Source organism: Sporichthyaceae bacterium (assembly GCA_036493475.1).
Classification (GTDB): domain Bacteria; phylum Actinomycetota; class Actinomycetes; order Sporichthyales; family Sporichthyaceae; genus DASQPJ01.
Window position 1 is genome coordinate 1 of record DASXPS010000112.1, and the last position, 24,036, is coordinate 24,036.

A 24,036-nucleotide genomic window follows, 5' to 3' on the forward strand; every position below is an offset into this window, starting at 1 on the left:
CCTACGGTGCCGGTGTGCTCAATGCGGCGGATGCCCATCCCGTGCGCACTCGATGGGCGAGGCCTGCGCGGCAGCGGTCGGGGCGCTGCTGGAGTTGCCCCGGGCGGCGGCGGCGGGCCCGCCGGTCAGTGGCAGCGCTGCCCCACGGTGTAGTCGTACTCCGGGCCGGCGACGTCGTCCGGGCCGAGATTGCTACCGGCGGTGGCAATCGGGTCGCTGAGCCGGTCGCCGGGACGCGGTGAACCGACCGCGGCCAGCGGGACGGTCATCACCACGGTGCCCGGCGTCCAGCTGACCGGGATTTTCGTCGGCTGCTTCGGCTCCTTCGGCGGCGTGGCCGGTTCCGCCGCCTCATCCTCGCGGCGGTCGGTGTCCACCGATCCGCTGACGTGGCCGGTCGGTGCCGCGGTGGCGGTGGCCTCGTAGGTGATCCCGTCCCGGACCCAGCTGACCGTCACCTCCTTGTCCACCGAGCCGAGCGGCACCGTCGGGGTGAGCTGGGGGCCGTGCACCGTGATGATCAACGACCTGCCGTCCCCGCTCATCGTCATGGCGGCGTCGGTGAGGTCCTGCCCCTTGCCGCTGTCGCCGAGGAAGGTGGGCTCGATGTTGCCTGCCGGTGAGGTTCCGAACGGTTTGCAAGCCACGGCGTCGCCGGTGGCCGGGGCGGGCACCTTCCGCGCGCGCGCGTGCTTCTGCGGGCGCGTGCCACCGGCCAGATCGGCGGCGAGCTTGGCGACGTCGGGCGAGCCGTACCCGCTGGTGTAGTTCCAGCCGGGCCCCGGCAGGTAGAGCCCGTTGCCGCCGAACTCGCCCTCGGTGATGGCGTGCAGATCGGCCGCGCGTTGGGCGGGAGTGAGCTTGTAGATGGCCGGTGCCGCCGGGCCGATGGGGTGCGCGGCGGCTGCGGCAATGCGCGCCCACATGCCCATCATCAGCGGGCTGGACAGGCTGGTGCCGGCGGCCACGTCGGGCTTGTTGTAGTTGATGATGTTGAAGGCCTGGGTGGTATTGCCGGACAGCGCGGCGATGTCCGGCACCCCGCGGCAGATGGTGCCGGGCGGCAACGGCACGCCGTCGGCGTCGGTGAGCAGGCAGGGCCGGTTCACGTGCGATTCGCTGCGCTGCCAGGCCGGCTCCGGGATGAACAACGCCGAGCCACCCCCGGTGAAAGCCCAGGCCTGCTCGTCATTGCGGGTGCCGCCCTTACCGAGGTCCAGGACCGTGCCGCCGACGGCGGTCACCCACGGGCTGGCCGCGGGATAGTTCTGCGCGGGCACCGGTTGCACGAGCACGCCATTGCCACCGCCGACCACCGGGGCCGCCAGCGCGGCGCACCCCGAGCCGGTGTCCCCGGACGAGGCGAACAACGTGCGGCCCTCGGTGAAGGCCTGCATGAGAGACTTCTCCGAGGCGTCCTGAATGTTGTTGCCCAGCTGTAGCACCAGGTCGTCCCGGCCGGTCTGCGTCCCGGCGGGCATTGCCTCACAGCCCCCGAAGCTGGCGTTCATCATCGTCGGCCCGTTGGGATCGTTGGCCCAGTAGGCGAAGGCGGCGATGATGTCCGCGTCGCCCAACGACTTGGCCGTGTACAGGGCCAGCTCGGACAGGCGCGGCGCCATACCGGTGGACGACTGGCTGTCCAACATCCACTCGATGCCGCCCTCGTTCACGGCGAAGTCGTCGGGCTTGCCGGGTGCGGTGAACACCGTGCTGACCGGCACCCGGGGGAGGTTCTCCTGCGTCTCGAACACCCGCAGGCTGCCGATCACCGGTGCCGTGTTGCCCACCATGAACACACCGGCGCGGGAGCCCTGGCCCTCGTTGTCGGCCGGCACGTCGTAGGTGCGCCACAGCGAACGCACGTCGATGAGGCCGCCGAAGGCACCCGCGGCGGGGTGCACCGCATGCGCCGGGTGCGTGGGCAGGCCGAAACGGTGGAAGGTCTCCAGGCCGAGCACCGCTTTCACTGCGAGGTCACCGGGGACGGACGGGGCGCGGTCGTTGGCGAGGAACTCGGTGGTGCCGACGCGATAGGTGCCCAGCTTGAGGTCGAACAGCCGCTGCAGTTGCGCCACGGTGCCCGAGGCGTGCAGCAGGTCACCGGTGCTGGACTGCTCCTGCGCGGTCAGGCCGCCGGCGCGCAGCCAGTCCAGCGCCCGGCGACGTTGCCCCTCGGGCAGTGCGAAGCGGGCCGCGTACTGAGTCGGGGTGAGGAAGTGCCGGTACTGCGGGGAGTGCGCGTCCACCACGGCATCGGCCAGGGCGCGTTCCTCGGCGAGCTTCGGGTCGGCGAGCACGACCTCGATGTCCATCCGGTGCGCGGGATCGGCCGCGCCGAGGCGAGCGCTGAGCAGGTTCGCGGTGAGCACGTCGGCGGTGCGGTGGGAGTCCGCGGCGCGGGCCACGCCGCCCGGCGCGTACCCGACGACCAGCGCCGCGGCCGCGGCCAGGGAAACCCACGACGCCCTGCGGCGAACCACCATCCGAACCTCCGGGTCGAGTTGAGCGGACGATCAACCCACATCCGGATGTGCCGGCGCTACTTCGGGCTCTGGGGTGGAGGGTAAGTGGTCATCTTGTGAAATGGCAGGACGAGGGCTATTTGGTGGGGGTTGCGCGCCCCCGGCGTAACGAGCGCAGCCCCAGGACCACCACCAGGCCGGCGCCGATCGCGATGCCGGTGGCCACCGGGAAGTGGTGTTGCCCGGACACCGGGCTCGTCCCGGCGAATCCGGCGGCCGCGGGCGCGGCGCCGGGCGCAGCCGTCGGGCCGCCGTCCTCCGCGGAGAGCACCGACGCGGACAGCGGGGCCACCAACTCACCCACGGCCGGCGCGTTCAGATGGGCGAAGCCCCAATCGAGCAGGATCTTGGCCTGGCCGGCCACGTCGGCGGGCGTGGTCATCAGGGTGGCCAGGACGGTGTGCCCGTTCCGGGTGGCCGCGGCGATCAAGGTGTTGTGCGCCAGCGTGGTGTAGCCGGCCTTCACCCCGATCGCGCCGGGGTAGCGGTTGATCAGCCGGTTCTCCGTGTACATGGCGAACGGCTTGCGGGTCGCCTTGGTGCCGGTCGTCGTCTGGTCGCCGGGGAAGTTGTGGCGCAGCGTGCCGAACCAGTGCCGCAGGTCGCCGCGACCCAGCGCGGCCCGGCCCCACAGGGCCAAGTCGTAGGCGGAGGAGAACTGCCCGTCGGCGTCCAGGCCGCTGGGGTTGCGCACGGTGGTGTCGTCGGCCTGCAGCCGATGCGCCTCGGCCTGCATCATCCGCACGGCCTTGGTCACGTCGCCGTCCGCGCCGGCCTTCGCGATCGCGTTGGCGGCGTCGTTCCCCGAGCGCAGGAACAGCCCGTACCAGATGTCGTTGAGGGCGTAGGTCTGCCCGGCGACCAGCCCCACCCGGGTCCCGTCCACCTCGGTGTCCGCGACGTCGGCGGTGTAGCTGCTCGCTGGGTCCAGCCGGGGCGCCATGGTCAGCGCCAACAGGGTCTTCTGGGTGCTGGCCGGCCGGGCCGGGCGATGCGGGTCGTAGGCGGCGAGCACTGCGCCGGTGTCCGCGTCGGCCACCAGCCAGGACTGCGCGGTCAGCTTTGGCAGCGGACCGGCCGACGGGTCGTCGATCGGACCGTGCTCGGCCATGCGTGGCCCGCCGATCGGGGCCGCGACATCCGCCCGGGCGCCGGTCAGTGGAGCGCAGGCCAGGCTGAGTGCGGCCGCGCCGGCCAGGGCGCGCAGGAGGGCTCGCATGATCGCCAGGGTAGGGAGCCACTGCCGGCGCGGGGCGGTGATAACCGATCCGCAATCTTCGGCGGGTCGTGCGCTCGTGGAATCCTCGGGCACGTTGACCGTTGGATGGCGAAGGGGTGCATGCCGGTGTTGCTCGCCGCCGCGCTGACCGCCGGCGGCCTGGTGATGCTCGACCGCGTGGTGCTGCTCGTCGCGTGGGCGGTGGCGTCCCGTCGGGTGCGCGGGTGGCTGCCGCCGGCCGAGCGGGTCAGCGTCCGGGTGAGCGGTTTCCCGATCCTGGCGGGCCTGGCGCGGGGGCGAGTGCACACGGTCCGGCTGACCGCCCACGGCGTGCGCGCCGAGGGTGTGCGGCTGGCCGAGTTGCGGGTCGAGGCCCGCGGCGTCGCGTTGCGCCGTGCAGTGGGGGAGATCCAGCAGGTGCGCGGTTCCGGGCTGATCGAGTACCCGGCGCTGAGCGCGGCCGCGCCCGGCGTCACGCTCTCCAGCGGTGGTGACGGGACGCTGTGCATGACCACCGGCGTCGGCGTGCTTCGGGTCTCGGCCACTGCGCGGCCGAGCATCAGCGACGACCAGTTGCGGTTGGACCCGCACCTGCTGACCACCCGCTTCGCGCCCGGGGTGCCGCTGCACGCGCTGCCCACGCTCACCTATCGGTTGCGCGAACTCCCGCGCGGGTTGGTGTTCGAGGTGGACCCCGGCGAGCGCGGCCTGCAGCTCCACTTCGCCGGGACCGGGGTCGCCATGCGGTAGTCCGGGTCGGTCAGCGGGGTGGGCTCGCTGACCGACCCGGCGCATGTGCTAGGCCGGCAGTGCAGACCGACAGCCGCGAAAGTAGAGGGTTCGCCTTGACCGTGACCGTGCGCGACGTCCCCCAGCACCATCGCTATGAGATCTCCGACGGTGAACAACGGCTCGGCCTGTCCACCTACACGCTGAACGGCAGCACGATTGCGTTCACCCACACCGAGGTGGACCCGGCGTTCGGCGGCCGCGGGCTGGGTAAGCAGTTGGTGCAGGCGGAACTGGAGGACGCCCGACGGCGTGGGCTGTCCGTGTTGCCGATGTGTCCGTATGTGCGCAAGGTCATCGCCGAGGACCCGGCGACCTACCTGGACCTGGTGCCCGCCGCGGAACGCGCACAGTTCGACCTACCTGTCTGACGGACAGTCAGTCAGTCAGATACCAGCGTCGGACAGCGCCTGCAGGGTCTGGCGAATCGCTCCGGCGAGTCTCGGATGGTCGGATTCGAAGCGACCCTCCGCTCGCTCCAACGACGCCGAGAATCCGCGCGGTCCGGCGGGTTGTTCGCCGGCCAGCTGGGCCTCGACGGTGCCGTGCAGGTCCGCCAACTCCTGGCGGTCCTCCGGTCGGGCGCGGCCCAACGCGGTGGACACCTCGTCGAGCAGATGGCGCAGATGGGATTCCACGGCGCCACGCTATCCCGGGCCGGCGGGCGGGCGGCCGCCACTCGCGCCGTCCACCACGGGACCGGGCACGTTCGGGAAGCGGAACTTCACGGCGTCCCGGCCCGGTTGGCAGACCAGCGCCTGCCCGGTGTCCTGCAGGGTCAACGCCTGCACCAGGGCCGCGGCCACCTGGGTCGGCGCCATCACCGGGAAGTTCGCCGCGGCCATCGCCGCGCGCCAGGAATCGGTCACCAAGGGGGTGTCGGTGATGCCCGGGCAGACCAGGTTGATGCGCACGCCGGCGTCGGCCAGTTGCGGCGCGATGCTGCGCACGAAGCCGACCAGCGCGTGTTTGGTCAGCGCGTACACCGGGTCGGTCGGGAACGGCACCAGGCCGGCCAGCGAGGCGGTGACCGCGATGGCGCCCTGCCGTGGACCGAGCAGCGGGGTCAGCGACCGGATGCCGTGCACCACGCCACCGACATTGACGCTCAGCGCGCGCAGGTAGGCGGCCTCGTCGAGGGCGGCGAGGTCGGCCTCGCCGGTGAGCACGCCGGCGTTGAGCACGGCCAGGTCCAACCCGTCCGCGGTGGCGCCGGCCGCGAACTCCTGCCAGCCAACGGGATCGGCGACGTTCAGCATCACCGCGGTACCGCCGACCTCGCGCGCGGCCTGCTCCGCGCCGGCGCTGTCGATGTCCGCGACCACCACGTGCGCGCCGCGGGCGGCCAACAGCCGCACGGTCTCTCGCCCGATGCCGGAGGCGCCGCCGGTGACCACCACACGTTTGCCGTTCACACCTGCTCCTTCTGACATTCCGTCAGCGTTGCACGGCCTTGATGACCGCCACGCAGATGGTGGACCAGTCCGTCGCAGTGTCCGGCGCGGCGGCGAGGTGCACCATGCGCACCACCACCCAGGCGCGGGCGCGCTCGGGGTCCAGCCCGCCCACCTCGACCAGGGTGTCGAAGCGGCGGCGCAACGCGGCGCGCACCTGACCCGCGGTCTCCTCCCACCGGTTCCACAACATCGGCGCGAGTTCGTAATGCGGGTCGCCGGACAACGGCTTGGGATCGATGACCAACCACGGCTCGCGTTGTGCGGCGAGAACATTGGCGTAGTGCAGATCGGTGTGGATCAGCGTGCCCGCGCTCGCCGGGTCGGCGGCCAACTCCGTGCCCAGTCCGATGGCCTGCTCGACCAGGCGGCGGGGCAGCGGGGACACGGTGTTGCGCAGGCTGTCGGTGGCCGCAGTGATGAGGTCGGGCAGCCGGCGCAGCTGCGGCGGCGCCGGGATGTGCAATCGCGGATAGAGCGCGCCGACGACCTCGCAGGCCTCCAGATCCCACACAGAGGTGAGATCGGTGGTGTCCAGCCGCTCCAGCAGCAGCGCCGCGCGGTGTGGGTCGGCGCGCAACAGTTCCGCCGCCCCATCGCCGGCCCAGTGCCGCAGCGCCAAGTGCTCGTGCGCGCCGTCGGTGTGCGGGAAGGCGACCTTCAACGCGGCGGGACGGCCCTCGGCGGTGTGCACCGGAAGCACCAGCGAGCAGAACCCGTGTGCAGGCGGGGCGTCGTCGGCGGTCAGTTCCCACTCACCGAGCAACTCGGTGACCCGGTGCGGCAGCACCTCCAACCAGGACGTCCAAGTCGGGTCCCGCCGGGGGTTGTCCGCGAGTGCGTCGGGAATGCGCACGGCCCTCAGCGGCGGATCAGGTGGCGCAGCATGGACCAGGTCGTTCTGGCGCCCATCACGGTGGGATCGAAATACTCCTTCCACGCCACGACGCGGTCACCCCGGTAGGTGAGCACGCCGGCAACCGGCGCGGACACGATGAGGCTGCCGTCGCGGCGACGCACATGGTCGATGCGCTGGGTGTGCACCACGTCGCCGGTGACCGCGATGGACAGCAGCTCCACATCGATGGTGTCCAGTCGCAGCGTGCGGCGGGCCAGGCGCAGGAAGCTCAATGCGGACTCCAGGCTGTGCGTGCGCCACATGGGGCGCTGATCCCAGTCACAGCCCGGGTCGAACTCGGTGGCGAAGCCCTCGCACATTCCCTCGAACGAGGTGCCCCAGGAGGCAAAGAAGGCGGTGGCGCGCAGCTCCAGCTGCAGTTCGCGGTCAGTGGCGGTCGGCATCGGCGTCCTTTCGTCGACGTTCATTGTCGAGCAACCGACACCGCCCGCGCACGCGGGCTCATCGGACAAACGGACGAATGGGTTGCGGTCGGCGGGGAAGTCGTTCTGTGCAGGCCGTTGAAGAAGGGTGCCCGATGCGCATTTCGCTCAGTGAGCAAATCAGGTTGGCCGCCCTTGAGCATCATCTCGGTGATCAGTACCCGGATCTCGCCGCCGAGATGAAGGTGTTCGGATACTGCAGTGAGTTGCCGTCGGCGGGGCGGCAGCATTCATTCGGGCTGAAATCGTGGTCATGGGCACGTCACATGGCGCTGTGGATGGCCGGTATCGCGGTAATCGCGATGCTGGCGCTGATGCTGTTGCCGGTGCTCGCCGGCCCGACGCGGTGCCCGCAGCCGGTCGCCGGCAAGGCGCATTCCGATGTTCAATCGCCCGCTGCGTGCGCATCACCACACGCCGGCGGTTGAGCCGCCGATCGTCAGTGGCGGAGGGCTGGGAAGCCTGACTCACCCGCTGCGTCCGGCCAACGCGATGCAATAGGTGCGGGTTGGCCGGACGCATTGGGCTCTGGACATGCAAGAACCCCGATGCCGTCGTCCCGGAGCGGCATCGGGGCTTTCTTACAACGCGGAGACCGGAGTTCCCTCAACGGGCCCCGCGCTATTGCGGGTAGTCCAGGGATCAGCCGGCGACGACGGCGGTACGCGTGCTGCGCGCGGCCTTCGGCTCATCCGTGCTGACGACCTTGGCGTTGAGGCCCTTGGTCAGGTTCAGCGCGAACTCACGCTGGTTGGCGAGCAGGCGCTCGGCGAAGTCGAAGTAGCTGTCGACCAGCTCCGCGGGGCGCGGGAAGTACTCCGCGAACGGGTTGTTGAGGTTCTTCGTCGGCAGGTCGCTGTTGAACTTGCGCGCCGTGTCGGTCCACTGGTTGACGTTATTGATCGCGAATTCCTGCGTCTGGCGGACCGCGTCGAGCACGTTGTCCACCACGGTGCGGCTGAGCTGAGCGGTGTCGGTCATCTCGTTGTCTCTTCCCATCATCGGCTGCGTACTGCTTGCTAGATTTATACAGCACTCTACATGAAATGCCAAGCGGTGCGGGTTACCGGACTGCTAACTATGCTGAGCGCGTGTCTGAACAGTGGGAGCGCCAGCTCGAGGCCCTGGGCTCCTACATCCGCGCGCAGCGGAAGGTGGCGAACCTCTCACTGCGTCAGTTGGCCGACCTGGCAGCGATTTCCAACCCCTACCTCAGCCAGGTGGAACGCGGTCTTCATCAACCCTCCGTGCGCGTGTTGCGGTCGATCGCCCAGGCGCTCAACATCTCCGCCGAGACTCTGCTTACCCAGGCGGGGCTGTTCGGTGAACGTGATGGGGAACGTGACGAGGCACACGCTGCGGCCGGTCGGGTGGAGGCCGCGATCCGCGCCGACCCCCGGCTCACCAAGGCGAACAAGCAGGCCCTGATCACCGTCTACCGGAGCATGCTGCACAACGCCTGATGCTCGATCAGATCGACGCGGTGTCCCGCCCGCGAGCGGACATCAGCCGCGACCCTGGTCGCGGCCGGGGGACACCGGGAGTTCGTTGAGGCCGCGCAATACCAGCCCGTCACCGTGCCCCCAGTGCAGCTCGGACATCTCCACGGCCAGTCGAAGGTCCGGGAACCGGGTGAGCAGCGTGGTGAACGCGATCTGCCCCTCCATGCGGCCCAACGGCGCGCCCAGGCAGAAGTGGATGCCGTGGCCGAAGGCCACGTGCCGCTTGTCCTCCCGGCCGATGTCCAGCGCATCCGGGTCGGCGAAGCGCGCCGGGTCCCGGTTGGCTGAGGCGATCGAGATCAGCACCTGGTCCCCGGCCGGGATGGTCACCCCGCCGATCTCGGTGTCCACCGCGGCGTAGCGGAACGTCGAGTGCGGCACCGGCGCGTCGTAGCGCAAGAACTCCTCGATCGCTGCGGGAACCAGGGACAGATCCGTCTTCAGCATGGCGAGTTGCTCGGGGTGCAGCAGAAGGGCGGCCATGCCGTTGCCGATCAGGCTGGCGGTGGTGTCGTGCCCGGCGACGAACAACTGGAACAAGGTGGAACACAACTCACGCTGCGTCAGTTTCGCGGAGCCGTCGCGCGCCTCGCCCAGCGCGGTGATCAGGTCGTTGGCCGGGTGTTCCCGCTTGTATGCGGTGACCTGGTTGAGGTAGTCGATGATGTGCTTGGACCCGGCCACCGCCTCCGCGGGCGGGCCGTCCTCGGTGCCGGGCAGGAACAGCGCGATGAACGCCTCACCCAGGGGGGCCCGGTCCGATTCCGGGATGCCGAGCAGTTCGCAGATCACCGTGTACGGCAGGGGAAAGGCGAACCGCGCCACCAAATCCACGGTGGCCTCCGGTCCGTCCTTGGCCAGTCCGTCACACAGTTCGTCGACCAGCTCCTGCACCCGCGGCCGCAGGGTCTCCACCCGGGCCGGGGTGAACGCCTGGGCGACCAGCTTGCGCAACCGGGTGTGTTCCGGCGGGTCCATGGTCAGCACATGCTGGGCCAGTGCCGCGCCGGGCAGCCCTTCGGCCACCACCTCGGCGTCATCGGCCATGGCCTTGTTCATGTCCTTGGAGAACCGCGGGTCGTTCAGTGCCTGCTTGGCGTCGGCGTAGCGCAGGATCAGCCACGCCTCGTGGCCATCGGCCAGCCGCGCCTTGTGCACAGGAGCCAGTTCCCGCACCTCGGCAAACTGGGGGAAGGGGTCGTTCAGATCAAGGCCGCCCCGGCCCCAGGACTGCAGTGCGGAATGCGAATTCATGCTCGATCCTGACACGGGTGCGGGGCGTGCCGACTGATCAGGCGTCAGTCAGGCGCCCGTTGAGGTAATCGTCGTAGGCGCCGAGGTCCAACATGCCGTGGCCGGAGTAGTTGAACAGGATCACCTTCTCCTCGCCGGTTTCCTTCGCGGCCAGGGCCTCGTCGATGACGGCGCGGATGGCGTGCGCGGTCTCCGGCGCGGGTACCGAGCCCTGGGTGCGGGCGAACTGCACCGCGGCGTCGAACACCTTGCCCTGCGGGTAGGCCACGGCATCCATCCAGCCGTTCTTCACCAGGTTGCAGATGATCGGGGCGTCACCGTGGTAGCGCAGCCCACCGGCGTGGATCGGTGCGGGGATGAAGTCGTGGCCCAGGGTGTACATGAGGATCTTGGGCGTCATGCCGGCCTCGTCGCCGAAGTCGTACTCGTAACGGCCCGCGGTCAACGTCGGGCAGGACGACGGCTCGACGGCCAACAGGCGCACCCCGTCCTCTCGGTTGGGCACGAACGGCAGTGCGATGCCGGCCAGGTTCGACCCGCCGCCGCAGGAGCCGATCACCACATCGGGTAGGCGTTCCCCGGCCTGCTCGAGTTGCTGCTTGGCCTCCAGGCCGATCACCGTCTGGTGCAGCAGCACGTGGTTGAGCACCGAGCCCAACGAGTAGTGGGTGTCCTCGCGGGTGGCCGCGTCCTCCACCGCCTCGGAGATCGCGATGCCCAGCGAGCCGGTGCACTCCGGGTCGCGCTCGAGCACGGCCCGCCCGGCATTGGTGCGGTCGGACGGGGACGGCACGACCTGCCCGCCCCAGGTCTCCATCAGCACCCGCCGGTACGGCTTCTGCTTGAACGAGGCGGACACCATGTAGACCTGCACGTCCAGGCCGAACAACTGCCCGGCGAAGGCCATCGCGCTGCCCCACTGCCCGGCGCCGGTCTCGGTGGCGATGCGGCCGATGCCCTCGGCCTTGTTGTAGTACGCCTGGGCGACCGCGGTGTTCGGCTTGTGCGAACCGGCGGGGGAGACCGACTCGTCCTTGTAGTAGATGCGCGCCGGGGTGCCGAGTGCCTGCTCCAGTCGCCGGGCGCGGACCAGCGGGGTGGGCCGCCACAGCGCCAGCACGTCGAGGATCTCGGTCGGGATGTCGATCCACGGGTCCGCGGACATCTCCTGGCCGATCACCGCCATCGGGAACAGCGGGGCAAGGTCATCCGGGCCGACCGGCTCGCCGGTGCCCGGGTGCAGCGGCGGCGCCAACGGCTCCGGCAGGTGGGGGGCCACGTTGAACCAGGCCTGCGGGATCTCCCCGGAACCGAGGTGGTAGCGCATGGAGCACCTCCGTCACGTCGCTGCAGCGTGAGTCCAGCGTGGACCCGGCGGGTGCAGGCCGGGACACCGGGGTGGACGTCAGGATTTCCGTGACGAAATTCGTACGGACGTTGAAAAGTTGGAACAGTTGGAATACGTTTTGACGCATGCGTAGATCCCGGCAACTCGGCATCGTCCTGCTGGGCCTGACCCTGGGGGTCGGTCTGGCCACGCCACGTGCAGTCGCCGCGAGTGGCGTCAACGACCGCGCGGCCGACCACACCGGCCCGGCAGTGCTGCACGCGGCTCCGGCGCGAGCGCCGCAACTGGAGAACACCGGCATCTGGCATGCCGCACCGCTCGGCGTGTGCATGGCCAGCGCCTATCGCGCCGGGGAGTACGTCCACCAGGGCTGCGTGTACGACGACGAGGGCGGCGGCATCCAGTACCGCTGGTTCTACGACACGATCTTCCGCAACTACACCTATCCGGAGGACCCGGCCTACCGGCGCAATCTCGCCGACATCCTCGAGGTCCGGGTCAAGCCATTGGCGGACGCCACCGCGTTCCGGGTCACCATGAACTCGATGACCGACCCCGGCCTGGTGGGGCTGACCCTGGCGTTGGGCGACTCGGCCACGCCACGGGAGGCGCCACACGGTGCCAACACGGTGATGCCCGCGGAACGCTTCATCACCGTGCACGGCCGCTCCGGGGACATCACCGACGCCGCGGACAGCCACGTGCTGGCCGATAAACCCACGGTCACCGTGGACGTGACGCGACGTCAATTCGACATCCGGGTGCCGCACAGCGCTTATGACCCGACCGGGCGAAGCGCGGCCCGGGTGGCGCTGGCCGCCGGGCTGTGGGACGAGACCGGCGGGACCTACCTGGTCCCGCAGGCCGCCGCGGACGCCGAGCACCCCGGTGGAGCCATCCAGGGTCAGGCCCACCCGTCGGCGTTCTTCGACAGTGCCTTCCGGTTTCACGAGCCGTTCGAGGCGCCCTACCGCAACGCACTGCAGAAACTGGCCATCGCGCGCGGTGACCTGAGTCCGTTCCACGCCGACATCGACTTCGTCAAACTCGCCGAGCGGGTCACCGACGACAGCGCGATCCCGACCACCGGCTACATCACCCGGGTCTACGCCAGCCACAGCGAACTCGCCCAGGGCCGGCGCCTGCCGTCGGACCCCGGCGGCCCGCCGGCCTTCTCCGGCACCCAACAGGGCGGCCCGCAGAGCGGCACCGGGCAGGGCAGCAAAGGTCGGCCGAGTGCCCAGTTCGGCTGGCCGTGCCGGGACGGCTGCGTGCCCGACCTGCCCGGTCGGATGCAGCGCTACACGGTCTATGTGCCCAGCCAAAAGCCACCGGCGGCCGGCTACCCGTCGCTGGTCTGGACCAATGGCTACGCGCTGCGCCCCGGTGACGACGTGGCCGAGAAGGACGACCTGTATCACGTGTTCGGCGATCGTCCGGGCAACCCGACGGTGGTCGTCGACGTGGATGCCCGGGGCAACGACGAGTGGTTCTACGGGGCCTCCGGGGCCAGTGTCTTCGAGGCGCTCGCCGATGCCCGCCGGCACTACCCGTTGGACCCCGAGCGCACCACGATGAGTGGGTTCTCCAGCGGTGCCTACGGCGCGAACAAACTCGCCCTGCAGTTCCCGGACGTGTTCAACAAGGCCTTCATCTGCGACGGCCTGGACATCGCACCGTCGTTCCCGACCATCAACGGCGTTGCGGACAAGGGCCCGACGGACACCTTCACCGCGCACGAGGCGGGCTCGAAGCTGACTCCGTTGCTACCCAGTCGACGCAACCAACCGGTGATGGAGTGGGCCGGACTGAACGACGACTTCATCCCCTACGACATCACCCGGGAACGCGCCGACGCCTATGCCGCCGGGCCCTTCGACTACGAGTTCCTCACCTGGGCCGGCGCGCAGTCCGAGCACCTGGCCATGTGCAAGGGCGGGCTGTGGCAGAAGGCGGCGAGCTGGCTGGGTGACGTGTCGCGGGCGGTGAACCCCGATCACGTCACCTACGTGCGCGACCCGATGATGGACGACCCCCGGTCCGGCCTGGTGGGCGACAAGGCCTACTGGGTATCCGGCATCCACACCAGGCAGCCCGCGCTGGGCACCATCGACGTGGTCTCGCACGGCCGCGGCCACACCGACCCGGCGGTGCCCGCGGCGCAGGCCGCGGCGGGTGTGCAGCAGGGGACGCTGAGCCCGGTGAATCCTTATCTGCGCGAGTTCCGTCACCTGCCCGCACCGGGTACCGCGCCGCGGGCGGATCAGCTGGACATCACCGCCACCAACATCGGACTGATCACCGTCGACCCGCGCCGGGCCGGGGTGTCCTGTTCGGCCCTGCTCAACGTGCATTCCGACGGTCCGTTGACCGTGCGGATGGCCGGCTGCGGCTCGCGCACCTTCGCGGCCGGCGGCGGATCGGGCTACGCGAGCACCGACACCGGCGCACCGGACCCCGGCCCGCTGGGCACCGACAAGAATGCCGGTCCCTTCGTCGGGGCGCCGTTCCCGCAGGAGTGTTGCGCCCAGATCCCGCAGCCGCCGCTGCACGAACTGCCCCCGCTGCGCTTCCCGCCGAACAGCCCCAACCCGCTACCGGGGGGCAACGCCGAAACGCCGCCGCTCGGCGCCGCGTTGGCCTCCGCCGACCCCTAAGCTCATGTTCGGGTTCGACGGGAGGGTCCGATGAAGGCGCGGTCGGTGGTCTTCGACCTGTTCGGTGACTACCTGCGGTACCGCGACGGGGTGGTACGCCTGCGCTCTCTGGTGGCGCTCATGGAGGCCTTCGACGTCCCGGAGGCCACGGTGCGGGTGGTGGTCACCCGGCTGCGCAAGGAGGGCTGGCTGGACAGCGTCCGCAACGGGCGGGAGACCACCTACCAACTGACCCCGGCCGCCTGGCAGCTGCTCGACGAGGGCCGGTTGCGCATCTTCCAACGTGCCCGGGGGCCGTGGGACGGGCAGTGGCACATGGTCATCTACTCGGTGCCGGAAACCGACCGGGCGCTGCGCGAACGACTGCGCAAAAAGCTTGCCTGGCTGGGATTCGGGCCGCTGTCGGCCTCGGTGTGGGTGTGCGCGCACGACCGCACACAGGCCGTCCGCCTCGAGGTCGCCGACGTGCCGCACGTGGTGCTGGACGCCTTCCACTCCCGCTCCGACCGCGCGGAGTTGGACCGGGAGATTGCCAACCGGTGCTGGGATCTCACCGCTCTGGAGCGCGATTACGCCGATCTGTTGGAGCGGTACCGGCCGCGGCTGGCCGGCTACCGCCGCGGCGAACTCGCCGGCCGCGACGCGTTGGTCGAACGCATGCAGCTCATTCACGACTACCGGATGTTCCCGTTCCGCGACCCCGATTTGCCGCCGGAGTTGTTGCCCGAGGGATGGTCCGGACGCGTGGCCCATGAGGTGTTCCTGGAGGCACACAGTCTGCTGCGGGCACCGGCCGAGGAATTCGTCGATGGGTTGCTCGGATTGATAAAAGCGTAACCCATACTGGACGGTCGTCGCCTAAACGTTGTATGTTGGCGGGATCCGGTGCGGGAGGAGTGCCACGCGGAATGGACGACGCCGAGAAGAGCGAACTCGAGGCGCTCTACGAGGACTTCGACGCGGCGCACCTCACCCCGTTGTGGACCCAGCGCGCCGGCTTGATGCCGCAGGAGCCCACCCCGGACGCGGTGCCCATGCTGTGGCGCTGGTCCACGTTGTATCCGCTGGCCGAACGCTCCGGCCGGTTGGTGCCGGTCGGCCGCGGCGGGGAACGGCGGGCCATCGCCCTGGCCAACCCCGGCCTGCCGGGCACCGCCTACGCCACCCCCACGCTGTGGTGCGCGATCCAGTACCTCGGCCCGCGCGAGCAGGCACCCGCCCACCGGCACACCCAGACCGCCTTCCGCTTCGTGGTGGAGGGCGAGGGGGTGTGGACCAACGTGGACGGCGACCCGGTGGCCATGCGCCGCGGGGATCTGCTGCTCACGCCGGGCATGCACTTCCACGAGCATCACAACACCTCCGATTCCCCGATGGCCTGGATCGATGGCCTGGACATTCCGTTGGTGCGCTACCTGGACGCCGGCTTCTTCGAGTTCGGCCCGGATCAGTTGGCCACCACGGCGACGCCGGCGGTCTCCCGCAATGAGCGACTGTGGGGACATCCCGGCCTGGCCCCGCTGGGAGATTCCCCGACGGCCTCGCCGCTGCTGGCCTACCGGTGGGCACACACCGACGCGGCGCTGCAGGCCCAGTTGGACCTGGAGTCCGAGGGCGCGCCGGGCGTGGCCGGCCCCGGGCATGCCGCAGTGCGGTTCGTGAACCCGGCCACCGGCGGGGACTGCCTGTCCACCATGCGCTGTGAGATGCACCGGCTGCGCCCCGGCGCGCGCACCGAATGTCGGGTCGCGGGCTCCGCGGTGTGGCAGGTCTTCGCGGGTAGCGGCAGCGTCGGCATCGGTTCCGCCGGCTACGAGGTCGGCACCGGTGATCTGTTCGCGGTCCCGTCCTGGGCGCCGCTGTGCATCGAGACCGAGCACGGACTCGATGCGTTCCGCTTCTCCGACGATCCGGTGTTCGAGGCACTGGGCCTGGCCCGCAAGGAGACCACGTGAAGCTCGCGACCATCCGCAGCGCCGGCGACACCCGGGCGGTGCGCGTCGAGGACGGCGAGGCCATCGAAACCGGGCACGTCGACCTGGGGGCGTTGTTGGCGCAGCCGGATTGGCGTCGCATTGCCGCGGCGGCCGACGGACCGCGCCACGCGTTGGACACGCTGGACTACGCGCCGCTGGTGCCCCGGCCCGAAAAGATCGTCTGCGTCGGGCTGAACTACCGCACCCACATCCAGGAGATGGGTCGCGAACTCCCCGACTACCCCACGCTCTTCGCGAAGTACGCCCGCGCCCTGATCGGCGCCTATGACCCGGTGGTGCTGCCGGCCGGCTCCGACCAGGTGGACTGGGAAGCGGAACTGGGGGTGGTGATCGGCGCGGAGGTGCGCCACGCCACGGCGGAGCAGGCGCGGGCCGCGATCGCCGGGTACACCGTGGTCAATGACGTGACCGCGCGGGACGTGCAGTTCCGCACCGTGCAGTGGCTGTCCGGCAAGACCTTCGAGCGCAGCACACCGGTGGGTCCCTGGCTGGTGGTGGATGCCGAACCCGGTGAGATCTCCTGCGTGGTCGACGGCGATGTGATGCAGAAGGCCGACACCGCCGACCTGCATTTCGATCCGGCCGCGCTGGTGCAATACATCTCCGCGATTATCACGCTGGTCCCCGGTGACCTCATCGCCACCGGCACTCCCGGCGGCGTCGGCCATGCGCGCAATCCGGCGCGGTATCTGGTCGCGGGCAGCGAACTGATCACCCGCGTCGACGGTGTGGGCGAGTGCCGCAACGTCTGCGTGCCGGAGGCCTGAGGTGCGCGTCGCGATCGTGGGCGGCGGGCCGGGTGGGTTGTTCCTGGCCACCCTGTTGCGCCGGGCCGATCCCGCCATCTCCGTCGACGTGTTCGAGCGCAATCGGGCGGAGGACACGTTCGGTTTCGGGGTGGTGTTCTCCGATCGCACCCTGGCCGGTATTCACGACGCGGACCCGGTGCTGCGCCAGGCCCTGGAGGAGCACGGCCGGCACTGGGACGTCATCGAGGTGCGGCTCAAGGGGGAGCGGATCCGGTGCGGCGGCAACGGCATGGCCTCCGTGGTGCGGCACACCCTGCTCGCCCTCATGCAGCAGCGCGCCGCGCAGGTCGGCGCCCGATTGCGCTTCTCCACCGAGGTGGGACTGGCCGACCTGCGTGACTACGACCTGGTGGTGGCCGCGGACGGCACCGGTTCCACGATCCGTCGGGAACTCGCCGCGGACCTCGGCGAGACGGTGGCGACGGCGAGCGCCAAGTTCATCTGGTTCGGCACTGACTACATATTCGACGGCTTGACCTTCGTGCACGAACGCGGCCCGGACGGGGTGTTCGCGGTGCACGGCTACCCGATCAGCGCGGACCGGTCCACGTTCATCGTGGAGACCGACGAGGCGTCCTGGCGCGCGGCCGGCCTGGACCGCTTCGACGTGACCCAACCGCCGGGGCCGAGCGACCTGGAGTCCAAGCGCTACCTCGAGGCGTTGTTCGCCGAGCAGATCGACGGCGGCTCGCTGCTGGTCAACAACTCCCGCTGGGGCAACTTCCGCACTCGGCGCACGGCCCGCTGGCACACCGTCGATCCGATGCCGGTCGCGTTGCTCGGCGACGCCGTGCACACCGCGCATTTCTCCGTCGGATCGGGCACCAAGATGGCCATGGAGGACGCGGTGGCCCTGGCCGCCGCCCTGACGCAGCATCAGCGAGACCTGCCCACCGCCCTGGCCGACTATGAGGCTGCGGCCCAACCCTCGGTGCGGGCCATCCAGGACTCGGCCCGGCCGAGTCTGTCGTGGTGGGAGCACTTCGGTCGCTACCACGACTTCTTCGAACCCTGGCAGTTCGGCTACCACTTCCTGTCCCGCAGCATCAGCGACGCCCGGTTGGCGCGCCGGGCGCCGGAGTTCGTCGCGGCCGCACATGCCGCGTGGCGGTCCCGGCACGGGGCCGAGGTGCTGGCGACACCGTTCGATTCCCACGGTGTGCGACTGGCGGGCCGTGCGGTTGCGGTGTCGCTGCATGACGACATCCCGGTGGCGGCGGCAGGGCTGGCGCTGCGCGATGCGCGCCCGGCGGCCGGCGCACCCTGGGCAGCCCGGCTGGCGGCACCGCAGGATGAGGCGGACCTACCCGCGGCGCTGTCCGCGGTCGCCGCGTTGGCGGATGGCGATCCGGCGTTCGTCGCGGTGCACGGCGGCAACAGTTTGACCCGGCTGTTGGTGTGCGAACAGGCGCGGATGCAGCACAAGCTGCCGGCACTGCTGGTGGAACCGGGCATGGACCGCGACGCCGCCGTCACCACACTGCTGTCCGGGCGCGCTGACCTGGTCGCCCTCGACGTTGCCGGTTCAATCTGATGACTCGTCAGAATCGCCTGGCGGCGCTGTTTCGACCGCGCGGGGTGGCCGTGGTCGGTGCCTCCGCCGACCCGACCAAACTCGGTTCGGCGATGCTGCGTGCCCTCGCCGGATTTCCCGGCCACGTGGCGGCGGTGAACCCGCGGGTCGACGGCATGCACGCCTCGCTCGGTGCGGCGGCGGCCGCCGGGCCGGTCGACCTGGCCATGCTCTGCGTGCCGGCCAAGGCATGCCCCCAGGTTTTCGCCGAGGCCGCCGCCGCCGGCGTGCGCGCGGTGGTGATCTGCGGCGGTGGATTCGCCGAGGCGGGGGAGGAGGGCGCGGCCCTGCAGGCCCAGCTGGCCGGGCTGGCCGTGGACACCGGGACCCGGCTGCTCGGCCCGAACACCTCCGGCTTCCTGGTCCCGGCCACCGGGCTCACCGCGAGCTTCGTGCCCGCCGCGGCCGACGTACCCGCCGGGCGCGTGGCGGTGGTCGCGGCCAGTGGCGGGGTCAACCACGCCGTTTCCTTCCTGCTCGCCGAGGCCGGACACGGGGTCAGCCTGGCCGTCGGGTTGGGTAACTCCGCGGACGTCGATGCCGCGGACGTGCTGGAGTACCTGGCCGATGACCCGACCACCGCCGCGGTGGCCCTGCACCTGGAATCGGTGTCGGACGGGCCGCGACTACTCGATGCGGTGCGCCGGCTCACCGTCACCACCCCGGTGGTCGCGTTGGTGGTGGGCCGCCACGACGTGGCCGCTTTCGCCGCCTCGCACACCGGTGCGCTGGCCACGTCCTGGCGCACCACCCGTTCCGCGTTGGCCGCCGCCGGTGCCGTGCTGGTCGACGACGAGCGCCAACTCGTCGACGCGGTCGGGGCGCTGTCCGGCGTGCGACTGGCGGCCAACCCCATGCCGGGCGTTGCGGTGGTCACCGCGCAAGCGGGCCCCGGGCTGCTGCTGCTGGACGGTCTGAGGGGACGTCGGATCACAATCCCGGAGCTGACCGAATCAACCCGGGAGGTGCTCGGCGCGCTGCTGCCGGCACTGACCTTCCAGCGCAACCCGGTGGACACCGGCCGGCCGGGGCCCGGCTTCGGTGCGGTGCTCGCGGCGGTGGGTGCCGACCCCGGCGTCGACCTGATCGCCGGGTACGCCCTCGACGAACCGGACGCGTTCGACCTGCGCGCGGCGGTCGCCCGCCGCGATCCGACCGTCCCGTTGGTGTTCGGCGTGGGTGGCCCGGGCCCGGTGGTGCGGGAAACCCGTCGGGCCCTGCACGAGGCCGGGGTGGCGGTGACCGACGGCCCGGCCGGGGTGGCCATCGCGACCGCCGCCCTGGTCGCGGATGCCCGCGCCCGGCATCGCGCGGCGGCGCCGACCGAACCGGTGACCCCGCCCTTGCCGACGGTGCCGCGCGGCCCGATCGACGAGCACCGGGCCAAGGAATTCCTTGCCACGCTGGGCATTGCCGGCCCGCGCCGACGGGTGTGCGACAGCCGGGTTGCCGCCGAACAGGCGCTTGCGGACCTGGGCGGGCCGGTTGCGGTGAAGATCCTGGATGCCGCCGTGCTGCACAAGACCGACGTCGGCGGGGTGCACCTCGGGGTGTCCACCCCGGCCGAACTCGCCGTGGCGCTGGACGCGCTGGAGGGCATCGGCGCGCGCCGCGTCCTGGTCGAGGCGATGGCCGCACCCGGCCTCGACCTGATCGTCGGCGCGCACCGGGATCCGGTGTTCGGGCCGATGGTGATGCTCGGCCTGGGTGGCACCGCGGCGGAGGCGCTGGGCGACGTGGTGGTGCACCCCGCGCCGTTGAGCGTGACACGAGCCGCCGCACTGCCCGAGGAATTGGCCGCCGCGGTGTTGCTGGGCGGATGGCGGGGCGGCCCCCCGCTGGACACCGACGCGCTCGGCCGGATCCTGGCCGTGCTGGGCGACCTGCTCGCGCAACCGCACCTGCTGGAGATCGAGATCAACCCGCTTCGCCTGCACCCCGACGGACTCCTCGCCCTGGACGCCGTCATCCGCACCCGGGAGGTCCCCGATGGCCACGCCGATCGCTGAGCACGTGGTGCCCTGGCCGCCCGAGGTGGCCGAGCAGTGGGTGGCGGCCGGGTACTGGCTGGGCCGCCCGCTGAGCACGCTGCTGGCCGAGGCGGCGGATCGCGCGCCCGACGCCGTCGCGTTGATCGACGGGCAGTTGTCCCTCACCCACCGGCAGGTGCAGGAACGGGCCGAGGCCACCGCGGCGCGGCTGCGCGGGCTGGGCATGGAGCGCGGCGACCGGGTCGTGGTGCAACTCGCGAACACGTGGGAGTTCGTGGTGTTCACCCTCGGCTGCCTGCGCGCCGGGGTGGTGCCGGTGATGGCGTTGCCCGCGCACCGCCACGCCGAACTCAGCTACCTGGCCGCACACGCCGAGGCGGTGGGCATCGCGGTGCCCGACATGCTGGCCGAGTTCGACCACCAGGCGCTGGCGCACGAACTCGCCGACGGCGCCGCCGGGCCTTGGCACGTGCTGGTCTGCGGGGACCGGGTGGGCGCCAAGAGCGTCGACCTGCGTGCCCTGTGCGCCCCCGGCGACGAGCGACTGCCCGCCTCGGACCTGCCGGGGCCGCGGGACGTTGCGGTGTTCCTGCTCTCCGGCGGCACCACCGGGTTGCCCAAGCTGATTGTCCGCACGCACGACGACTACGTATTCAACGCCCGGTGCAGCGCGACGATGGCCGGACTGGACGGGCAGACGCGCTACCTGGTCTGCCTGCCCGCCGGGCACAACTTCCCGTTGGCCTGCCCCGGCATCCTCGGCACGCTGCTGGTCGGCGGAGCGGTGGTGATGTCCTCCTCCCCGCGACCGGAGCGGGCCTTCGAACTGGTCGCCGCCCACGGGGTCACGCACACCGCGGTGGTGCCCGCGGTGGCCGGCCGCTGGCTGGAGCACGCCGCGGAACACGGCGCGAAAGCCCTGGCATCCTTGCAGGTGCTGCAGGTCGGCGGAGCCCGGCTGGCCGACGAATTGGCCCGCCGGGTCGGCCCGGTGCTCGGCGCGCACCTGCAACAGGTGTTCGGCATGGCCGAGGGGTTGCTCTGCTACACCCGCCTGGACGACCCGCTCGAGGAAATCTGCAGCACCCAGGGTCGGCCCATGTGCCCGGACGACGAGGTGCGCCTGGTCGACGAGCACGATTGCGACGTGCCCGACGGGCAGCCGGGTTCGCTGCTCACCCGCGGCCCGTACACCCCGCGCGGTTACTACCGGGCGCCGGAACAGAATGCCCGCGCGTTCACCGCCGACGGCTGGTACCGCAGCGGCGACATCTGTCGGCGCACGGCCGCGGGCAACCTGGTGGTGGAGGGCCGGGACAAGGACATGATCAACCGCGGCGGGGAGAAGATCTCCGCCGAGGAAGTGGAGGGCTTCCTCCACCAACTGCTCACCGTCAGCCAGGTGGCCGTGGTGGCCATGCCGGATCATGAGCTCGGGGAACGGGTCTGCGCCTACCTGGTGCTCCGGGCGGGCATCGACGTCGGGTTGGCGGACCTGCGCGCCGCGTTGGATGCCCACGGCGTCGCCCGGTTCAAGTGGCCGGAGCGCCTGGTGCTCGTCGAGAAGTTGCCGGTGACCAAGGTGGGAAAGGTGGACAAGAAGGCGCTGCGCGCGGACATCGCACAACGGCAGGCGGAGGAGCGTTCCTGATGAACCGTCACGAACCGACGATCACCGTGCCCTGGATGCGTGCGGGCACCAACCTGGTCGTCGGCGCGGTGACCGCCATGTCCGACGAGGCGCTGGTCGCCCCCAGCGCGCTGCCGGACTGGAGCCGGGCGCATGTGGTGGCGCACCTGTCCCGTAACGCCGAGGCGCTGGTTCGCCTGGTCCACTGGGCGGCCACCGGTGAGGTCACGCCCATGTACCCCAACCTGGACTCGCGCACCGCGGACATCGAGGCGACCGCGAAGGAACCGCCCGACGTCTTGCGTCGCGAGCTGTCCGCCACCGCCGCGCTGCTCGAGGAACGCATCGGCGCGCTGGACGACCGCGGGCTGCACGCCACCGTGCGCAGCGCGCTGGGTCGGGAGATGCCGGCGGTGGAGATTCCGTGGATGCGCGTCCGGGAGGTGTGGCTGCACGCCGTCGACCTGGGCGCGGGCACCACCGCCGCGCAGTTCCCGCAGGCCCTGCTGGTCGAGCTGCTCGATGATGTGGCCGGCGTGGTCGGCGCCAAGCCGGACTGCCCGCCGGTGCTGTTGCGCGCCACCGACAGCGAGGACCGCTGGACGCTGGGTCCGGAGGAGGAGCGCACCGAGGTGAGCGGCACGCTGGCCGACCTGACCGGCTGGGTCAGTGGCCGCGGCGACTCAGGACTGACGACGGCAACGGGCTCACTGCCCGGGTTGCCACCCTGGATCTGACCCAGGATCACATGGATCAGCGGCCGTCGACGAGGTCATGATTCCGTGGGCAGTTCCGCGTGCCGGGCACGCAGCACGGCCTCGGTGTGCGGGTCGGCGGGGAAGAACGATTCGATGGCCAACTCCGACACGGTGATGTCCAACGGCGTGCCGAAGGTGGCAACGGTGCTGAACAGTGCGAGCTCACCGTCGCCGGGTCGGTACCCGCGCAGCCGCATCGGCAGCACCACGTCAGTGGGACCGTCGGCAGCGTGCTCATCGGCCACCGGATAGGTGCTGATCTCCCGGAACAACTCGGTGAGGGTGTCGTCCGGCGCGTTGTGCATGGCGCGGGCCAGACTGCCCAGCAGATGACGGCTGTACTCGCCCGGGTTGATCACCCGCCGGGCCAGCCCCTCGGGGTGCAGGCCGGCCCGCATGATGTTCATCGGCGGGGCCAGCAGGTGCTCGGCGACACCCTCGGTGAGGATCGCCACGCTGCGATTGGCGGAGACCAACTCGAAGTGACGGTTCATCACCAATGCTGGGTAGGGCTCGTGCGCCCGCAGCAGCTGCGCCAGCGCGTGCTGCACGGTTTGCATGCCGGGGGCGTTCAACGTGCTCTCCCGGAAGGTGGGCGCAAAGCCGGCGGCCAGCAGCAGCCGGTTGCGTTCACGCAGCGGCACGTCCAGGTGCTCGGCCAGGTGCAGCACCATCTCCCGGCTCGCCTTGGCCCGGCCGGTCTCCACGAAGCTCAGGTGCCGGGTGGACACCCCGGCGGTGGAGGCCAACGCGAGCTGGGAGAGCCGGCGGCGTCGCCGCCAGTCCTGCAGCAACGGACCGAACTCGGACCCGGCCGGGCGGCGCGCATGCGCGGTATTGACCACACTGTGACGCTACGCCGGCCGGGTAGCCGGGACGATTACCCGTCGGGTAACGCCCGGCGTACCAGTCCGCTGGCCACGGCGGTGGTCAGCGGTACCGCCAGCACCAGCCCGATCGAGCCGACCAACGTGCGGGCGATCTCCTCGGCCAACGGTTCGGAGCTGAGCACCCCGCCCAACGGGGCGTGCGCGAGAGTGATCAGCAGCAGCACCGGCAGCGCGGTGCCCGCGTAGGCGAACACCAGCGTGTACACCGTCGAGGCGATGTGGTCGCGGCCGATACGCATACCCGCGGCGAACAATCGGGCCCGCGACTGCGTCGGGTCCGTCTGATACAACTCCCACAC

At 70.8% G+C, this 24,036-nt stretch carries 23 protein-coding genes; 12 read left to right on the plus strand and 11 right to left on the minus strand.

Annotation, left to right across the window (positions count from 1 at the left end; genetic code table 11):
• Positions 1 to 125: 125 nt before the first annotated feature.
• Positions 126 to 2,486, minus strand: a complete 2,361-nt coding sequence (locus VGJ14_11860; GenBank protein HEY2833112.1) for a protease pro-enzyme activation domain-containing protein — start codon at positions 2,484 to 2,486, stop codon at positions 126 to 128.
• Between the two features lie 115 nt (positions 2,487 to 2,601).
• Positions 2,602 to 3,744 (minus strand): D-alanyl-D-alanine carboxypeptidase, encoded by a 1,143-nt coding sequence (locus VGJ14_11865; GenBank protein HEY2833113.1) that lies wholly within the window; start codon positions 3,742 to 3,744, stop codon positions 2,602 to 2,604.
• 120 nt (positions 3,745 to 3,864) lie between these two features.
• On the opposite strand from VGJ14_11865, the gene VGJ14_11870 reads away from it, so the two are divergent.
• Both VGJ14_11870 and VGJ14_11875 read left to right on the plus strand, forming a co-directional pair.
• The gene (locus VGJ14_11870; GenBank protein HEY2833114.1) at positions 3,865 to 4,494 is read left to right on the plus strand and encodes a DUF2993 domain-containing protein; all 630 of its coding nucleotides are present in this window, start codon (positions 3,865 to 3,867) and stop codon (positions 4,492 to 4,494) included.
• Between the two features lie 101 nt (positions 4,495 to 4,595).
• A complete protein-coding gene (locus tag VGJ14_11875) occupies positions 4,596 to 4,904 on the plus strand; it encodes a GNAT family N-acetyltransferase (protein ID HEY2833115.1) in 309 nt (102 codons plus the stop codon).
• Between the two features lie 15 nt (positions 4,905 to 4,919).
• Here VGJ14_11875 and VGJ14_11880 read toward each other — a convergent pair whose 3' ends face one another.
• Genes VGJ14_11880 through VGJ14_11895 form a run of 4 tightly spaced genes read right to left on the minus strand, consistent with a single transcriptional unit; the run spans position 4,920 to position 7,289 of the window.
• Positions 4,920 to 5,171, minus strand: coding sequence for a DUF4404 family protein (locus VGJ14_11880; protein HEY2833116.1), 252 nt, complete (start codon positions 5,169 to 5,171; stop codon positions 4,920 to 4,922).
• A gap of 9 nt (positions 5,172 to 5,180) precedes the next feature.
• Positions 5,181 to 5,948: an SDR family NAD(P)-dependent oxidoreductase gene (locus VGJ14_11885; GenBank protein HEY2833117.1), complete on the minus strand. Its 768-nt coding sequence runs from the start codon at positions 5,946 to 5,948 to the stop codon at positions 5,181 to 5,183.
• A gap of 22 nt (positions 5,949 to 5,970) precedes the next feature.
• Positions 5,971 to 6,843: an aminoglycoside phosphotransferase family protein gene (locus VGJ14_11890; GenBank protein HEY2833118.1), complete on the minus strand. Its 873-nt coding sequence runs from the start codon at positions 6,841 to 6,843 to the stop codon at positions 5,971 to 5,973.
• A gap of 5 nt (positions 6,844 to 6,848) precedes the next feature.
• A complete protein-coding gene (locus VGJ14_11895; protein ID HEY2833119.1) occupies positions 6,849 to 7,289 on the minus strand; it encodes a limonene-1,2-epoxide hydrolase family protein in 441 nt (146 codons plus the stop codon).
• A gap of 134 nt (positions 7,290 to 7,423) precedes the next feature.
• Between VGJ14_11895 and VGJ14_11900 the strand changes: the two genes are divergently transcribed.
• Positions 7,424 to 7,756, plus strand: coding sequence for a hypothetical protein (locus VGJ14_11900; GenBank protein HEY2833120.1), 333 nt, complete (start codon positions 7,424 to 7,426; stop codon positions 7,754 to 7,756).
• Positions 7,757 to 7,970: 214 nt separating this feature from the next.
• Here the strand turns inward: VGJ14_11900 and VGJ14_11905 are convergent, their stop codons facing one another.
• The gene (locus VGJ14_11905; GenBank protein ID HEY2833121.1) at positions 7,971 to 8,309 is read right to left on the minus strand and encodes a hypothetical protein; all 339 of its coding nucleotides are present in this window, start codon (positions 8,307 to 8,309) and stop codon (positions 7,971 to 7,973) included.
• Between the two features lie 110 nt (positions 8,310 to 8,419).
• Here VGJ14_11905 and VGJ14_11910 point away from each other — a divergent pair, with 110 nt between their 5' ends.
• Positions 8,420 to 8,791: a helix-turn-helix transcriptional regulator gene (locus tag VGJ14_11910; GenBank protein ID HEY2833122.1), complete on the plus strand. Its 372-nt coding sequence runs from the start codon at positions 8,420 to 8,422 to the stop codon at positions 8,789 to 8,791.
• 42 nt (positions 8,792 to 8,833) lie between these two features.
• Here VGJ14_11910 and VGJ14_11915 read toward each other — a convergent pair whose 3' ends face one another.
• Positions 8,834 to 10,084, minus strand: coding sequence for a cytochrome P450 (locus VGJ14_11915; GenBank protein HEY2833123.1), 1,251 nt, complete (start codon positions 10,082 to 10,084; stop codon positions 8,834 to 8,836).
• A 37-nt stretch (positions 10,085 to 10,121) separates the two neighbouring features.
• Complete coding sequence (locus VGJ14_11920; GenBank protein HEY2833124.1) at positions 10,122 to 11,411, minus strand: TrpB-like pyridoxal phosphate-dependent enzyme; 1,290 nt, start codon at positions 11,409 to 11,411, stop codon at positions 10,122 to 10,124.
• A gap of 146 nt (positions 11,412 to 11,557) precedes the next feature.
• Here VGJ14_11920 and VGJ14_11925 point away from each other — a divergent pair, with 146 nt between their 5' ends.
• From VGJ14_11925 to VGJ14_11960, 8 genes are all read left to right on the plus strand, one after another.
• Positions 11,558 to 14,089, plus strand: a complete 2,532-nt coding sequence (locus VGJ14_11925) for a hypothetical protein (GenBank protein HEY2833125.1) — start codon at positions 11,558 to 11,560, stop codon at positions 14,087 to 14,089.
• Between the two features lie 30 nt (positions 14,090 to 14,119).
• Positions 14,120 to 14,926 carry a PaaX family transcriptional regulator C-terminal domain-containing protein gene (locus tag VGJ14_11930; protein HEY2833126.1) on the plus strand — a complete coding sequence of 269 codons (807 nt, stop codon included), beginning with the start codon at positions 14,120 to 14,122 and terminating at the stop codon, positions 14,924 to 14,926.
• Positions 14,927 to 14,997: 71 nt separating this feature from the next.
• The gene (locus VGJ14_11935) at positions 14,998 to 16,044 is read left to right on the plus strand and encodes a cupin domain-containing protein (protein HEY2833127.1); all 1,047 of its coding nucleotides are present in this window, start codon (positions 14,998 to 15,000) and stop codon (positions 16,042 to 16,044) included.
• Positions 16,041 to 16,853 carry a fumarylacetoacetate hydrolase family protein gene (locus tag VGJ14_11940; GenBank protein HEY2833128.1) on the plus strand — a complete coding sequence of 271 codons (813 nt, stop codon included), beginning with the start codon at positions 16,041 to 16,043 and terminating at the stop codon, positions 16,851 to 16,853. The genes VGJ14_11935 and VGJ14_11940 overlap by 4 nt, the downstream gene beginning before the upstream one ends.
• Position 16,854: 1 nt before the next feature.
• Complete coding sequence (locus VGJ14_11945; protein HEY2833129.1) at positions 16,855 to 18,429, plus strand: FAD-dependent monooxygenase; 1,575 nt, start codon at positions 16,855 to 16,857, stop codon at positions 18,427 to 18,429.
• A complete protein-coding gene (locus VGJ14_11950) occupies positions 18,429 to 20,477 on the plus strand; it encodes an acetate--CoA ligase family protein (protein ID HEY2833130.1) in 2,049 nt (682 codons plus the stop codon). Before VGJ14_11945 ends, VGJ14_11950 begins: the two co-directional genes overlap by 1 nt.
• The gene (locus VGJ14_11955; GenBank protein ID HEY2833131.1) at positions 20,458 to 22,110 is read left to right on the plus strand and encodes an AMP-binding protein; all 1,653 of its coding nucleotides are present in this window, start codon (positions 20,458 to 20,460) and stop codon (positions 22,108 to 22,110) included. The genes VGJ14_11950 and VGJ14_11955 overlap by 20 nt, the downstream gene beginning before the upstream one ends.
• The gene (locus VGJ14_11960) at positions 22,110 to 22,826 is read left to right on the plus strand and encodes a maleylpyruvate isomerase family mycothiol-dependent enzyme (GenBank protein ID HEY2833132.1); all 717 of its coding nucleotides are present in this window, start codon (positions 22,110 to 22,112) and stop codon (positions 22,824 to 22,826) included. The genes VGJ14_11955 and VGJ14_11960 overlap by 1 nt, the downstream gene beginning before the upstream one ends.
• 35 nt (positions 22,827 to 22,861) lie before the next feature.
• Here VGJ14_11960 and VGJ14_11965 read toward each other — a convergent pair whose 3' ends face one another.
• Positions 22,862 to 23,692, minus strand: a complete 831-nt coding sequence (locus VGJ14_11965) for a helix-turn-helix transcriptional regulator (protein ID HEY2833133.1) — start codon at positions 23,690 to 23,692, stop codon at positions 22,862 to 22,864.
• Between the two features lie 35 nt (positions 23,693 to 23,727).
• Positions 23,728 to 24,036 (minus strand): YibE/F family protein (locus tag VGJ14_11970; protein ID HEY2833134.1); only part of this gene is annotated, 309 nt, incomplete at its 5' end.

Coding starts and splice junctions, on each gene's coding strand:
- VGJ14_11860 (HEY2833112.1), bottom strand. CDS start 2,486: ATGGTGGTTCGCCGCAGGGCGTCGTGGGTTTCCCTGGCCGCGGCCGCG.
- VGJ14_11865 (HEY2833113.1), bottom strand. CDS start 3,744: ATGCGAGCCCTCCTGCGCGCCCTGGCCGGCGCGGCCGCACTCAGCCTG.
- VGJ14_11870 (HEY2833114.1), top strand. CDS start 3,865: ATGCCGGTGTTGCTCGCCGCCGCGCTGACCGCCGGCGGCCTGGTGATG.
- VGJ14_11895 (HEY2833119.1), bottom strand. CDS start 7,289: ATGCCGACCGCCACTGACCGCGAACTGCAGCTGGAGCTGCGCGCCACC.
- VGJ14_11900 (HEY2833120.1), top strand. CDS start 7,424: ATGCGCATTTCGCTCAGTGAGCAAATCAGGTTGGCCGCCCTTGAGCAT.
- VGJ14_11905 (HEY2833121.1), bottom strand. CDS start 8,309: ATGACCGACACCGCTCAGCTCAGCCGCACCGTGGTGGACAACGTGCTC.
- VGJ14_11915 (HEY2833123.1), bottom strand. CDS start 10,084: ATGAATTCGCATTCCGCACTGCAGTCCTGGGGCCGGGGCGGCCTTGAT.
- VGJ14_11920 (HEY2833124.1), bottom strand. CDS start 11,411: ATGCGCTACCACCTCGGTTCCGGGGAGATCCCGCAGGCCTGGTTCAAC.
- VGJ14_11925 (HEY2833125.1), top strand. CDS start 11,558: ATGCGTAGATCCCGGCAACTCGGCATCGTCCTGCTGGGCCTGACCCTG.
- VGJ14_11930 (HEY2833126.1), top strand. CDS start 14,120: ATGAAGGCGCGGTCGGTGGTCTTCGACCTGTTCGGTGACTACCTGCGG.
- VGJ14_11935 (HEY2833127.1), top strand. CDS start 14,998: ATGGACGACGCCGAGAAGAGCGAACTCGAGGCGCTCTACGAGGACTTC.
- VGJ14_11950 (HEY2833130.1), top strand. CDS start 18,429: ATGACTCGTCAGAATCGCCTGGCGGCGCTGTTTCGACCGCGCGGGGTG.
- VGJ14_11955 (HEY2833131.1), top strand. CDS start 20,458: ATGGCCACGCCGATCGCTGAGCACGTGGTGCCCTGGCCGCCCGAGGTG.
- VGJ14_11960 (HEY2833132.1), top strand. CDS start 22,110: ATGAACCGTCACGAACCGACGATCACCGTGCCCTGGATGCGTGCGGGC.